The sequence below is a fragment of the Rhizobium sp. 16-488-2b genome, from assembly GCF_017741815.1.
GTDB lineage: Bacteria > Pseudomonadota > Alphaproteobacteria > Rhizobiales > Rhizobiaceae > Rhizobium.
In genome coordinates this window covers 70,433-84,796 of sequence record NZ_JAGHMF010000015.1, presented here as the reverse complement: position 1 = coordinate 84,796, position 14,364 = coordinate 70,433, and the positions used below count along the sequence as shown (strand labels likewise).

9 protein-coding genes are annotated in these 14,364 nt (G+C 58.3%); 8 read left to right on the top strand and 1 reads right to left on the bottom strand.

Annotation, left to right across the window (positions count from 1 at the left end):
- Window positions 1–39 precede the first annotated feature (39 nt).
- The 5 genes from J5286_RS14995 to J5286_RS14975 all read left to right on the top strand — a co-directional run bounded on the left by J5286_RS14995 (window position 40) and on the right by J5286_RS14975 (window position 8,635).
- A complete protein-coding gene (locus J5286_RS14995; RefSeq protein ID WP_209191108.1) occupies window positions 40–1,491 on the top strand; it encodes a DUF1254 domain-containing protein in 1,452 nt (483 codons plus the stop codon).
- Window positions 1,492–1,527: 36 nt separating this feature from the next.
- Window positions 1,528–2,544 carry an HAD family hydrolase gene (locus J5286_RS14990; protein WP_209191107.1) on the top strand — a complete coding sequence of 339 codons (1,017 nt, stop codon included), beginning with the start codon at window positions 1,528–1,530 and terminating at the stop codon, window positions 2,542–2,544.
- A gap of 643 nt (window positions 2,545–3,187) precedes the next feature.
- Window positions 3,188–3,940, top strand: coding sequence for an ImuA family protein (locus J5286_RS14985; protein ID WP_209191105.1), 753 nt, complete (start codon window positions 3,188–3,190; stop codon window positions 3,938–3,940).
- The gene (locus tag J5286_RS14980) at window positions 3,861–5,372 is read left to right on the top strand and encodes a Y-family DNA polymerase (RefSeq protein WP_209191103.1); all 1,512 of its coding nucleotides are present in this window, start codon (window positions 3,861–3,863) and stop codon (window positions 5,370–5,372) included. The genes J5286_RS14985 and J5286_RS14980 overlap by 80 nt, the downstream gene beginning before the upstream one ends.
- Entirely contained in the window at window positions 5,372–8,635 is a 3,264-nt protein-coding gene (locus tag J5286_RS14975) for an error-prone DNA polymerase (protein WP_209191101.1), read from the top strand. The genes J5286_RS14980 and J5286_RS14975 overlap by 1 nt, the downstream gene beginning before the upstream one ends.
- A gap of 55 nt (window positions 8,636–8,690) precedes the next feature.
- On the opposite strand, the gene J5286_RS14970 is transcribed toward J5286_RS14975, so the two are convergent.
- On the bottom strand, window positions 8,691–9,713 hold the full coding sequence (locus J5286_RS14970; RefSeq protein ID WP_209191100.1) for a putative phage abortive infection protein: 1,023 nt from the start codon (window positions 9,711–9,713) through the stop codon (window positions 8,691–8,693).
- A 236-nt stretch (window positions 9,714–9,949) separates the two neighbouring features.
- Between J5286_RS14970 and J5286_RS14965 the strand changes: the two genes are divergently transcribed.
- From J5286_RS14965 to J5286_RS14955, 3 genes are all read left to right on the top strand, one after another.
- On the top strand, window positions 9,950–11,146 hold the full coding sequence (locus tag J5286_RS14965; RefSeq protein WP_209191098.1) for an SIR2 family protein: 1,197 nt from the start codon (window positions 9,950–9,952) through the stop codon (window positions 11,144–11,146).
- A 160-nt stretch (window positions 11,147–11,306) separates the two neighbouring features.
- On the top strand, window positions 11,307–12,848 hold the full coding sequence (locus J5286_RS14960) for an ATP-binding protein (protein ID WP_348529270.1): 1,542 nt from the start codon (window positions 11,307–11,309) through the stop codon (window positions 12,846–12,848).
- Window positions 12,845–14,206 carry a hypothetical protein gene (locus J5286_RS14955; RefSeq protein WP_209191094.1) on the top strand — a complete coding sequence of 454 codons (1,362 nt, stop codon included), beginning with the start codon at window positions 12,845–12,847 and terminating at the stop codon, window positions 14,204–14,206. Before J5286_RS14960 ends, J5286_RS14955 begins: the two co-directional genes overlap by 4 nt.
- Window positions 14,207–14,364: the final 158 nt, after the last annotated feature.

The window sequence follows — 14,364 nt, the reverse complement described above, 5'->3', positions numbered from 1 at the left end:
AGCCACCTCGCGGTGGCCATTGAAAATGGAGCAGACGATATGACATCGACACATCGCACAATCGGACTGCTGGCCCTCTTCGCCGTGGCCGCGGCCTCATGGGCTGGGCCTTCCATGGCGCAGGACTACGAGTTCAAGGGAGGCTATCCCACGGCGGCAACAGTGCAGAAAGCCGCCGATGAGACCGACCTCAACCGCGCAATCCACGCCTACCGGTTCTTCTATCCGACGGTGTCCAGTGCGGCGATCTTCCGGGAGATGAAACGGCTCGGTGTGCAGCCGAACAAGGTGTTTGGGTATATGGACACCCAGCCCCGCCACGTCGGCTTTACCTTGAACTCCGACACGCCCTACGGCGGCATGCTCCTTGATCTCAATGTCGGTCCGCTGGTCATCGAACTACCGCCTGGTCCGCTTCTGGGTGCTGTCCTCGATATCAACCAGCGCTGGGTAGCAGATATGGGCGTTCCTGGCCCGGACGGTGGCAAAGGTGGAAAGCACCTGCTTCTACCGCCCGGATACGAAGGGAATGTCCCGGATGGCTACTATGTCGCTCGGGCAACGTCGTTCCAGGTGATAGCGGGGATGCGCGCTCTGCCTGAGGCAGGCGACGTGCAAGGAGCGATCAAACGTCTCCAGACCATCAAGGTCCATCCACTGGATAGCACGATCGACTGGAAAGAGCCGACATGGATAGACCAGACGCCGATGCCGCAGGATCAGACACCGACGAAGATCGAGGACACGCTGGAATACTGGCAGATGCTCCATGACATCGTAGACGCCGAACCGCCGCTACAGGATGAGCGGACGCACTACGGCGATCTGGCTGCACTTGGCATCATCAAGGGACACCCTTTTAATCCGGACGAGCGAATGAAGGGCATTCTCGAACGGGCGGCCAAGCAGGGGTCGGCGCAGATGCGTGTCGAATCCTTTGCGGATCAGCGCCCGGACCGGATGGTGTGGCCCGACCGCCAATGGCAGTGGGCCGCATTGCGCTTCGAGAACGGGACGTGGGATACGGCGGATTATCGGGATACCCATGCCGCCGACAAATGGTTCTATCAGGCGATTGCCACGTCTCCCGCCATGTTTCGACGCGATCCCGCCGCCGGCTCCCTCTACTGGCTTGGGCTTCGCGATAAAGGCGGCGACTACCTCGACGGCGGCAAGAGTTACAAACTCAGCGTTCCGCTTCCCGTGCCCAACCGCCTCTTCTGGTCGGTGACTGTTTATGATGCCGAGACGCGCAGTCAGATACAAACCGACCAGGCAAAGGCCGCCTTGCGATCCCTGTTCGAACTCAAGGACCTCAAGGGCGAAACTGTCGATCTATATTTTGGTCCCGACGCACCTGCCGGACACGAAGGCCGCTGGATCAAGACGACGCCGGGAAAGGGTTGGTTCGTCTATTTTCGGATTTATGGTCCGCAACCCGCCGCTTTCGACGGAACCTGGAAGCCGGGTGATTTCGAGTCGTCCAAATAACCGATAGATTTGGGGCGTATTCGTCAGGAGGCATAAATGTCTGCTCAATCAACGCGGTTCTCCTGGAATGGCACCTGGAGAGGTTTGTCGCTCTCCGGGTGCCCGATGATTTTCGCCATCATCATCTCCACCCAAGCATTTGCCCAAACAGATGCTCTGCCTTTATGGAACGACACCGCAACAAAGAGGGCCATCGTCGAGTTTGTCACTAAGGCTTCAACAGAGGGCGGGGCCGACTTCGTTCCGATGGACGATCGGATCGCTGCGTTCGACATGGATGGCACCCTGACACCCGAGCATCCGATGCCGATCGCCGTCATTCCGGTCCTCGCGGACATAAAGGCGAACGTCGCAAAGAACCCATCGCTGGGCGCTCGGCCAGCCGTCGCCGCGTTGTTGAGAGGCGATCTGAAGACGGTCGTCGCGCTAGGGGAGGACGGACAGGCAGACATCATCGCTGCTGCGACGGATGGGAAAACCACGGAGGAGGTCGCGGCTAACGTCCGGCCGATGCTGGAAAAGGCCATCTCCGAGAAGTTTGGGGTCCCATACACCAAGACGACCTACAAACCGATGCGTGAACTCATTGAGCTGCTGAAGAAGAGTGGCTTCACAGTCTACATCTGCAGCGGCAGCCCGGTACTATTCACGCGAGAGATTTCCGAGGAAATGTTCGGTATTCCGCCGGAACACGTCATGGGAACCTGGCTTGAAACGAAGCTGGGCGAGCGCGATGGAAGAACCGTCCTCGTTTATACGGGTAAGATCGGCCACCTGAACGATAAGGAAGGCAAGCCCGTGACGCTCAACCTTGCTATCGGCAAACGTCCGGTCTTTGTCGGCGGCAACGAAGGTGGCCGGGGTGACATCGCTATGATGCGTTGGTCTAGGGACAGGGATGGCCCGAGCTTCCAAATCTTGATCAATCACGACGATGCTGAGCGCGAGTTCGCATACTCAGAGTCCGACAGCTACTCACTCGATGCCGCAAAACAGTTTGGATTTCATGTTGTCAGCATGACCGACGATTGGAAGGAGATCGTAGGCAAGTAGGCCCATATCTCGGAAGCATTCCGCGTCGAGGTCAGCTGAACCACACCGGATGGGAACCTGTGGCGAGAGCTTGAAGCTGTAGCGAAGGGTCACCCTCGTCGCGTCAAGAGGCTTGGTCGGTTAGACACGGGAAGCTTGTCCCGCACCGATCACCGGAGGCGTCCACCAGTCGCTCGCATCCCAGAGCAGACATCCTGCGGAGTCTACCGAACGTGACACTTGCGCCGTGCTTCTTGACAAGTTCGGCACGGACGTAGCTGCCCGTCCGGCCGCAGGCGCGACACTCGACTTCAATGATCGGATCGCGCACCTGACGGAGGGTGGAGGAAAGGTCGAGGGGTCTCTTTGGCTTTCCGGGCAACGGTAGCTCCTTGATGCTCGGCAGCGTCATTAGTCTCGCACGCCAGTAAACGCAATGCTTCCACTGGCGGCCAAATTTATTTCAATAAAGCCGGTAACTTACGACATTCGCCTACGTCTCTGATTCATCGAAACAATTTTCGATAATCCTCATATTGTGGGACCATATTCCTATCTTTGGACGTATTGACTCCTCGCTCCGAAAGGAACAGAAGAAGAACATCACCGTTTGAACGGCATGAAGTCGTCAGTCTCAACGCGATCTGAACAGGATTCGTGATCGATGTCCGCTGTCCGCGCACATGTCATTGCCGATCTTCGGGAGCGCATCAGCGCCATCGAAACGCACGCGGTAAAGAAGGCCGGATGCTTGGCGTTCGGTGTGCCGGAGATCGATGCGGTTCTTCCGGGAGGCGGACTTGCCCATGGCGCTCTCCATGAATTTGCGGGAGGCGGCGCAGGGACAGTCGACGGGGCCGCCGCGGCGTTGTTCGTTGCCGGGATTGCCACTCGAACGACGGGGCCGATCGTCTGGTGCGTGACCAGACCGGATCTGTTTTTTCCGGCTTTGGCCCAGGTCGGGCTGAAGGCGGAACGCGTGATCTTCGTCGAGACCGACAAGGAAGAGGAGGTGCTGGCGAACATGGAGGACGCCTTGGCGTTTGGCGGCTTGGGTGCTGTCGTTGGCGAGATCGTGCGGCTTCCGATGGTCGCGTCGCGTCGACTGCAGCTGGCTGCGGAGAAAACAGGAACAATGGCGCTGGCGGTCAGACGATGGCGGCGGCAGGCCGAGGCAAACGATTTCGGTCAGCCTACAGCATCGACCACACGATGGAGGGTGAGTGTCAGGCCGTCCGAAGAACTTCCGGTGCCTGGGGTCGGGCGGCCCAGGTGGCTGTTGGAGTTGATGAGATCGCGTGCGGGCCAGTGTGCTGAGTTTGAAATTGGAGCCTGCGATGACACGGGTCGTATCCATATATCTGGCGGATCTGGCGACCGATCGAATACGTCGGGCCGATCCGTCCATTCCGCCTGACCAGGCGATTGCCGTGATTGCCAGGTCGGGATCAAAGCGCTGGGTGTCGGCCGCCGATGCCGCCGCGCGGAAGGCTGGCGTCCGCGTCGGAATGCAGGCTGCCAAAGCGCAGGCGCTGTTCCGAGGCCTCACGATGATTGACGCGGATCCTGTTGCAGATGCGGCAGCACTCGAGCGGATCACCTACTGGGCGCTGACCCAATATTCGCCGATCGTTGCTGTCGACGGTCTCGACGGGATCGTTATGGACACAGAAGGCGCCGACCACCTGCAGGGCGGCGAGGAGCCGATGCTGGCTCGGATCGCCAACCAATTCCGAGCCAAGGGCCTGACGGCGAGGGTCGCCATCGCCGACACATGGGGTGCTGCAAATGCCTGCGCTCGAGCCATCACCCGCGAGACCGTCATCGTTCCGCGAGGCGAGACTGTCCGAGCCGTCGAGAAGCTGCCGCTATCTCTCTTGCGGCTACCGGACAAGATCGTCGGCGATCTGAGGATGCTTGGCTTCAAGAACATCGGCGAGCTCGCGAATACGCCTCGGGCACCGCTGACGCTTCGCTTTGGGCCAGAAGTCGGTCGCCGCCTCGACCAGATGTTCGGCCGCAAGCCGGAGCCGATAGAACCCATTCGCACCGCCGACATCGTTGAGGTCAGCCGGGCATTCGCAGAGCCTATTGGTGCCGCGGAGACGATCAACAAATACGTCGCTCGATTGGTCACCCAGTTGGTGGAAGAGCTTCAGAAGAAGGGCCTCGGCGTCCGGCGCACCGACCTCCTCATCGAGAAGGTCGACGGCACCCGGCAAGCCATAAGAGCTGGGACCGCAAAGCCTGCGCGTGATGTCGCGTGGCTCACCAAGCTCTTCAAGGACAGAACCGAGAACATCGAGCCGGGATATGGCATCGAAAGGATAACGCTGGTCGCTGTCATGGTGGAGTCGCTCGAGGAGACGCAGAAGGCGTCAGCCCTGGTCGAAGAAGAAGTCATCGACGTAACGCCCCTGATCGACATCTTCGGCAACCGCGGAGCGCGCGTCTACCGCGTGGCCCCTGTTGCCTCCGACGTTCCGGAGCGGTCGGTGAAGAGGATCGGCGCCGCGACGGACACGGAAGAGGGATCGTGGATCAATCACTGGCGTCGTCCTGTCCGCCTATTGGCTAGACCGGAACAGGTCGATGTCATGGCGCTGATGCCTGACCATCCGCCTGCCTGGATAATGTGGCGTGGAAAACGTCGCAAGGTGAAGGCCGCGGACGGTCCTGAACGCATTTTCGGCGAATGGTGGGAACGCACTTCAGAGATGGCGGCAGTCCGCGACTATTTCGTGATCGAAGACGAGGCGGGCGAGCGGTTGTGGGTCTACAGATCCGGTGACGGGATCGATCCTGAAACGGGAAACCATCGCTGGTTCATGCACGGGATCTTCGGCTGATGCGGTACGCGGAGCTTCAAGTCACCAGCCACTTCAGCTTCCTGCGCGGTGCGAGTTCCGCGCAGGAGCTGTTCGAGACCGCCAAGCTGTTAGGCATCGAAGCCGTAGGTGTGGTCGACCGGAACTCGCTCGCCGGGATTATCCGCGCCCTGGAAGCCTCTCGATCCACGGGTATCCGCCTCGTCGTAGGCTGTCGATTGGATCTCCAGGACGGCATGTCCATCCTCGTCTATCCGACCGACCGTGCCGCCTATTCCCGTCTCACGCGCCTGATCACGTTGGGGAAGAGCAGGGGCGGGAAAAATCACTGCATCCTGCATCTGGACGATGTTGCTCTCTACGCAGAAGGCATGCTCGGGATCCTCGTGCCGGATCTCCCGGACGAAACCTGTGCCGTCCAACTCAGGAAGATGTCGGAGATCTTTGGCGACCGCGCTTACCTGTCGCTCTGCCTTCGTCGCCGCCCGAACGACCAGATGCGCCTCCACGAACTCTCCAACATGGCCACGAAGTTCAGGGTGAGGACAGTCGTCACCAACGATGTGCTCTTCCACGAGCCGGGCAGGCGGCAGCTTCAGGACATCGTCACCTGCATCCGCAACAAGACGACCATCGACGAGGTCGGGTTTGAACGCGAGCGCCACGCGGACAGATATCTGAAGCCTCCCGAGGAGATGGAGCGCCTGTTTCCTCGCTACGCTGAAGCACTCCGGCGAACGATGGAGATCGTCGATCGCTGCAAGTTTTCGCTCGAGGAGCTCACCTATCAATATCCGGAGGAGGCTATCGTGCCGGGGAAGAGCGCGCAGGAATCCCTTGAGCACTACCTGTGGGAATGCGTGCCGAACCGATATCCCGAAGGCTTGCCGCCGGATGTACTGAAGACCGTCCGGCACGAGCTCGACCTCATCCAGAAGATGAAGTATGCGCCATACTTCTTGACCGTCTTCAGCATCGTCAAGTTCGCGCGCAGTCAGGGAATTCTATGCCAAGGCCGCGGATCCGCCGCGAATTCGGCGGTGTGCTACATCCTCGGCATCACGAGCATCGACCCGTCGACCAACGATCTTCTTTTCGAGCGTTTCGTTTCCCAGGAGCGTGACGAGCCGCCGGACATCGACGTCGACTTCGAGCACGAGCGCCGCGAGGAGGTCATTCAGTGGATCTACAAGACTTACACTCGCGAGAAGGCGGCACTATGCGCAACCGTGACACGCTACCGCGCCAAGGGAGCGATCCGCGATGTGGGTAAGGCACTCGGGCTCCCGGAAGACGTGATCAAGGCTCTGTCCAGTGGCATGTGGTCGTGGTCCGAGGAGGTCAGCGACCGGAACGTCCGCGAGCTGAACCTCAATCCCGAGGACCGCCGTCTCGTCCTGACATTGAAGCTTGCGCAACAGCTCATGGGAGCGCCGCGCCACCTCGGCCAGCATCCGGGCGGCTTCGTCCTGACGCATGATCGCCTGGACGATCTAGTGCCCATCGAGCCTGCGAGCATGGCCGATCGGCAGATCATCGAGTGGGACAAGGACGACGTCGAGGCGTTGAAGTTCATGAAGGTGGACGTGCTGGCGTTGGGTATGCTCACCTGCATGAGCAAGGCCTTCGATCTGATCCGCGAGCACAAGGACGAGGATCTCGACCTCGCCGCCATCAAGCAGGAAGATGCGGCGACCTATGCGATGATCCGAAAGGCGGACACCCTCGGGACGTTCCAGATCGAGAGCCGCGCACAGATGTCCATGCTGCCGCGCCTGAAGCCGAAGACGTTTTATGACCTCGTGATCCAGGTCGCGATCGTCAGGCCCGGCCCGATTCAAGGGAATATGGTTCACCCTTATTTGCGCCGGCGCGAAGGAAAGGAAAAGGAGGAGTACCCGACGCCCGAGCTGGAGGCCGTCCTCAAGAAGACGCTGGGTGTCCCGCTGTTTCAGGAATCCGCAATGCGTGTGGCGATGGTCTGCGCGGGCTTCAGCGGTGGCGAGGCGGACCAGCTCCGCAAGTCGATGGCCACCTTCAAGTTCACGGGCGGCGTCTCCCGGTTCAAGGACAAGCTGGTGAGTGGGATGGTGAAGAACGGCTACACGCCGGAATTTGCGGAGAAGACCTTCTCCCAGCTCGAGGGCTTCGGCAGTTACGGCTTTCCGGAAAGTCACGCGGCATCCTTCGCACTCATCGCCTACGCTTCGAACTACATCAAATGTCACTTTCCCGACGTGTTCTGCGCCGCCCTGCTGAATTCCCAACCAATGGGCTTTTACGCTCCGGCGCAGATCGTCGGCGACGCCCGCAATCACGGGGTCGAAGTCAGGCCGATCTGCGTCAACCGATCGCGATGGGACTGCACGCTGGAGCGCATCGGCAATACCGACCGACACGCCGTCAGGCTCGGGATGCGGCTGATAAAGGGGCTTCCCGTCGCCGATGTCGCAAGGATCGTCGCTGCACGCATGAACAGGGACTTCGAAAGCGTCGACGACATGTGGAGGCGGTCGAACGTTCCGACCGAAGCCCTCGTCCAGCTCGCCGAGGCCGATGCCTTTCGACCTTCTTTCGGACACCAGCGACGCGATGCCCTGTGGGCTATCAAAGCACTTCGCGACGAGCCACTGCCGCTGTTTGCGGCAGCTGCCGAGCGGGAGGAGAGGGTTATCGTCGAGCAGCAGGAACCTGCAGTCGAGCTTCGGCAGATGACCGACGGTCACAACGTAGTCGAGGACTACGGCCACGTCGGGCTGACCCTGCGAGAGCATCCGGTCGCATTCCTCCGCCGCGACTTGGAAAAGCGGAGCATCGTGACCTGTGCCGAGGCCATGAACGGCCGAGATGGGAGGTGGCTGATGACAGCAGGATTGGTTCTCGTCCGCCAGAAACCGGGCAGCGCCAAGGGCGTCATGTTCATCACCATCGAGGATGAAACCGGACCAGCGAACGTCGTTGTGTGGCCTTCGTTGTTCGAGAAGCGGCGCCGGGTAGTTTTGGGATCGAGCATGATGGCCATCAACGGCAAGATTCAACGCGAGGGCGATGTCGTCCACCTCGTTGCGCAGCAGCTATTCGATCTATCGGGAGACCTGTCCGCACTGGCTGATCTCGATATAGACGTCCGGATCCCGACGGGCAGGGGAGACGAGTTCGCGCATGGGGCGTCCGGAAGCCCGGATTCACGGGATCGACCGCGGCCAGTGCTGGAGGCGAGGGACATCTTCGTCCGGGATTTGCACATCGATACGCTCAAGATTAGGAGCCGGAATTTCCACTAGCCTTGGTATCTGCCTGTGACGCACGTGGAAATCGATCTGCTAGGCGCAGCATTGATTATTCAGCAGCGCTTGCGGCCATTTCATCCTCGGGGTCCACATCATTAAACGACAGTGGCTGCTTCGGCACAGATTCGTTGAAGGCACCCTCAATGTAAAATGTGCGATGCCTGGGATTCAAAAGAACGTTGTTTGGCAGGTTGTCGAATAGCGTAAAGAACTCAATATACTCTTTAAATCGCTCGCCATCGTGCGTCAGGCCATTGTAAAAAAGCATAGACATTTCGAAGTCGGAAATCTGCGCCCGTAGTATTCGGATGTATTTTGTTTTCGAAACGGCTTTGCTTTGCTTCACGAAGCGGATGAGATTGTACAGAAATCGATAGTAGTGTGCCAAATCCTTTTGGAACGTCTCCCATACTTTCGACTCATAGGCATGGAGTGCACGCTGGCGCTCTTCAACCATATCGACTCTGTCGTACTCTGCTTTCATCACGTCAAAGTAATATTTAAAGCATTCACGACCGCGTAACGTTCCCTTCGTTTGTCCCTTCCATATGTCAATCGAGTTTACGATTGAATTGTGATAGTTGAGCATCTGAAAGAACGTATTCTCGAACTGTTGCTTTTCAGCACGAGTTCGATCTTGGATGCGCTCGATTTTCAGGCTGCGGGCGTCATCCTTAGCCGAGTGTATTTCCCGCTGCTGAAGGACAATTGTCAGTAGCAAAGCGATAAAGCTGAGGAACGTCAGGATCGGATTCAGTGTTCCGCCGAGAAAGTCACCGAGTGTGCCGAGGTTTTTGCCTTCCCACTCTGTATGCAATCCAAACACAGTTGCCGCACCGATAAGGATAAAGGCGACGATGAAGAGGAAGGTGAAGATGTGGCGGGAGTCGCCGCTTGCAGGTTGAACTATGCGGTCAACGGCGGTCGATGCCCAGAATGTTCCGCTCACGGCAAGCATCAAGATGGCGACTGCCGCATAATACTCATACCGAAAATTGGCGACTTGATCGCGTAATAAAAATGCCCCGATGGCTACGACCGCCATCGCAACCAACCACAGAACAAACCTCATCGGAATCTCCCCATACCCAATCCCATCATATGAATGGGAAAGGACCTGTCGAGGTCTTTCCTACTAGGACGGAAAGCTAACTATGCGGGTCCAACATTGGGTTGGCTTACGTGGCCTCAGCGCCTAGCCGCAATACCTACGCTAGATCTCAATGCTACTTTGATGCGAGCGCTCGAAAAGCGATTGCAATCAACACCCCATTCGGCAAACTCTCCACGAAGCGGGGGAGAATCATCTTGAAGATCAAAAGTTCGCACGGTGGCGGCAACTGGCTCTCGGTCAGTGCTGCTGCCGACGACGGACCCGACGCGGGTTTGGCCGACATTCGGCGTGTGCTTTCGGCAGCAGTCAGGGCGCAGAATCTGATTGTCCTCACCGGGCTTGGTACGTCGCTCTGCGTGACCGAGAACGGCGCAAGGGCGGCTCCGACTATGGCGCAGCTTCTGGACGGCCTCAAAGCCGCATTTGCCGAAATCGACAAAGCCAAGAATGCGGAAGCGGGCACGAGGTGGAAGACGTTTGCCAGCTTGGCAAACGTCGCGGAAGATACGCAGGATCTCGAGCACTTGATGTCAAGGGCGACGCTGGCCGTAGAGTTCTTGCAGAAAGACACGGCTGCGGCTCTCAAAGAACTGCTGACCGTTGCAGAGAGCGTGATCAGGCAGAAGGTCGATTTCCTCAAGGGTTCGACCTTGCTTCCAGTTCACGAAGCCTTCCTTCGACGCGTCGCCAGGCGCTCGGCTCGAAGGGCTCGTACCAAGATATTCACAACGAACTACGACCTCTGTTTCGAGCGGGCGGCCCGTCTAACAGGCTTCGTTGTCGTCGATGGATTTGCCTTCGGCAGCGACGACGTCTTCGACCCCGCGCAATTCACCTACGACGTTGTGCGTCGATCAGTGGGGGAAGAGAAGTCCGACTTCATCGAGAACCTGTTTCACCTTTACAAGCTCCATGGATCGATCGATTGGGAATTGAATGAAAAGTCGGGCCACGTTTCAAGGAGGCCCGGCAGCGTTTCCCCGCTTCTGATCTATCCGCGCTCCAACAAGTACGAAATGGCCTTCAGCCAGCCTTACATTGAGATGATGGGCGCACTTCAAGGCGGGCTGCGCGCGTCGAATACGACCTTGCTGGTGATAGGATTCGGGTTCAACGACAAGCACATTGCCGAGCCCATCCTCGCTGCCATCCGGGCCAATCTCTCACTCAATGTGATTGTCGTGAATCCGGACATCGAAGAAGCCAGCGGTGCTGATGGCAACGCGTATCTCGCTGCCATTTCGTCGCTCATCGACGGTGGTGATGCTAGGCTCGCACTCATTGCGGCCAAGTTCGAGGAAGTTGTTCCCGTCGTCCCCGACGTGATCGCTGAAACGGAACTCGAACGTCACGCTGAACGGGTCCGAGCGATCGGCAACCTCAATGGCTGACGGGCTCCCGACCTATCCATTCGAACGGTCTCGATACCTCGGCTCCGTCGCCCGCGTAAGTCCATTGGGAGTGCGGGTAAATTTCCCATTCGCGACCGAAGTCGCGCCGTCTCAATACGCAGGACACCGCGTAACTCGGGGACAGGTTGGCGAGTTCGTCGTGATTGAATCCTTCGGAAGCGCAATCATTGGCCGGATCACCGAGATCCAGCTTCCCGACCGCGACAGGCTTTCCGTCGAGCCGGAACGAACCGACGGCGACGAGGTGCCAAACCCTATCGGCAACATCCGCCTTCTCGGATCGGTCGACCTAAATACGTACCGCTCGAGCCGGGGGATCGGTGAGGCGCCACGTGTCGGCGACTACGTCTATCTCGCGCATCCGGATTTCATCCGCCACGCTATCATCTCGACGCAGGGTGGCCAACGCGACCTGGTGGACCTTGGACATCTCAGCGGCGCACCTGAAACACGGCTGGCGCTTCCACCTATCTCAATCTTCGGTCGGCACTGTGCGGTGCTTGGCTCAACAGGCGGCGGCAAGAGCTGGTCCACGGCGCGGCTCGTCGAAGAAATAGCTGCTCGAAAAGGAAAGGTGATCCTCCTCGATCCGACAGGCGAGTACCATACGCTGAAGGATGGTGTGCGACACGTTCATCTCGGCGGCGTCCGTGACGGCGCAGACGATAAGAGGGAATTTGTCTCCTTTCCATACTTCCACTTGAGCGAGATGGACCTGTTCGCCTTTCTGCAACCCAGTCCCGGGATCCAGGCTCCCAAGCTGAGAGATGCGATCCAGAGCCTGAAGCTCGTGGAGATAGAGCCCGGTCTGCTGGAGGAGGGCTCTCAGATCCTGCTGAAAGAGGGTCGTCCAAAGAAGGAAATCAACCGCGCCATCGTCACCCACGATCGGGCGCTGCATGCCGAATCCGCCTACTTCGATGTTCGCCATCTCGTCGAGCAGGTATTCGCCGAATGTGTCCAGCCGATCGGGGAGAAGAACCATTGGGGCAACCGTCATCAGTTCTCCTTCGACAGTTGCGTGACCCTGTGCATGCGGATCACAACGCATCAGAAATCTCAGCATCTCGCACCGATTTTTTCACCGCCCAAGTACATGACTGATCTGACCAAGGTCATCGAGGAATTCCTTGCCGACGACAAGGTCGGGGTTCTGCGCGTCTCGATGCGCTACTTGGCGTTCGAACACAACACCCGGGAGCTAGTGGTGAATGCGATCGGCCGCTACCTGCTCGGAAGGGCCAGGGCGGCTCGCTTCCAGAAGGTTCCGCTTGTCGTGGCGATCGACGAGGCCCATCAGTTTCTCAGTAAGAGCGTAGGGGACGACAATAATCGGATCTACCTCGATGCATTTGGCGTGATTGCCAAGGAAGGTCGGAAGTACGGCCTCACCTGCCTCCTGGCCACGCAGCGCCCCCGAGACATACCGGAAGACGTGCTCTCCCAGATGGGTATGTTTGTCGTGCATCGCCTCATCAACGAGCGTGACCAAGCTGTCGTGATCAACGCGAGCGGTGCCCTAGATGGCCCGACGGCATCTTTCCTTCCCAACCTGCGGGACGGGGAAGCCCTTATTGTAGGTGCCGATGCCATCATGCCTCTCCCAATAATGATGGATCCACCGGCATGCCCTCCGAGGCTGGAAGATAACGTGGAAGCGACTTGGATGCGGCCGAAATGAACATCAACCTGACCGTACAATGTGACGAGTGTTCGAACATCACCAACTGCCGTTGCGGCATGAGCAATCGCGATTACCAGCCGCTGAAGTTCACGTGCAGAAGCTGCGGTAACGCGATCGGCATCAACTTTGACGTCAAAGACGGGGACAGCCTTGATACTATGGCCCTGGCCGCAATGCTGTCGGCAAAGAACAAGCGCAAGCCGCCGAAGTTGAACCAAGGGGTCAAGCGCCGAGTGACTGGCGCAACGGAGGTTGTTCGCGAACAACCCTTCAATCCGGAAACCGACTTCGTCGACCTCCATTTGGATTTCCCGGTCGTGTTCGGCAAGTACGTGATGGGCAACACACCTTACATGCAGGCAAGCATGCGTTCCGGTGCAGAGAAGGCAGCATTCCATCGCGACCGACTCGGTCTGATTAACGCGCAGTACAAAAAGTACCCGCAGGTCATAAAGCTGATCGGAATGTACAATAATGGCTTCCATGGGCCATTTGCGGAGCTTGCCCGGAAAACTTTCAAAGTGGAGATCAAGAGCAAGCGCCTAGAGGACATCAATGCTGCGCTCTACCGAGTAGTGAGCCACTTCGTGCTTCCTTTCACGCTGCCTGACACTAGCCAGGGCGTCTCCAGGAAGTTCACGGACACAATGATGGATCTGCTCCAGAACAAGAAGCAGGAGATGGGCGCCTTTCTGCAGAAACTGTCCGATACCGAGTATCTGGCTCATCTTCAGCGAGACTGCCTGAAGATCTACAAGCCGATCTTCCACGCAGAGCTTCCGCTTCGGCCCGCACTTTTTCTCGATCTCGACATGAGTTACGTCGAAGGCGAGGTGCCCATGCGCGTGAGCACGAACGACTTCGAAGAATACAAGGAAGTTTACAAGGACATGGCGGAAATCCTCAGTCGCCAACTCGTTCTCGTCGCAGGGTTGAACAACGTGCTCAAGCGGGGAGACCATGATGCCTTTGCGCGTGGCGTGTGGGTAACTGCGAAGGGGAAGGATCAGGCGCCCGAAAATCTCGAGGCATACGCTGACGTCCCGCTAGGAAACAAGCCGCGCTTCCTCGATGACTCCTGGTTCGACCTCGATCCTGTTGCGCACGATAACAAGCTTAGGAACGGAATTGCCCATGCGAAGATCGATTACAATGAGGTGACTCAGAAGATCACCTACTATCCCAAGCTCGAAGGCATGGAGCGAGCCAGCAAGGAGGAGATCTTCCTGTTGGACTACATGCGACGGATGCTGGCGCTCTTTCGTGAAGTGCATAGGCTCCATCACCTCATCAAGTGCCTGAACTACGCCATCTTGCTCGAGCCCGGAGCCAGCTTGGTCAAGAAGACGCAATAAGCAACGTGTTGAGCCGACCTTTGCTCACTCCTGCGTCGATGCCCTTGCTGCTTCGATTGTCCATCCGGTACCTCTTCTGGCTGGACGATGGCGCTGTTCCATATCCCTGTGCCCTGACCGATGAGATAACTGGCCTATTCCTTGGCAATTTTAGGGAA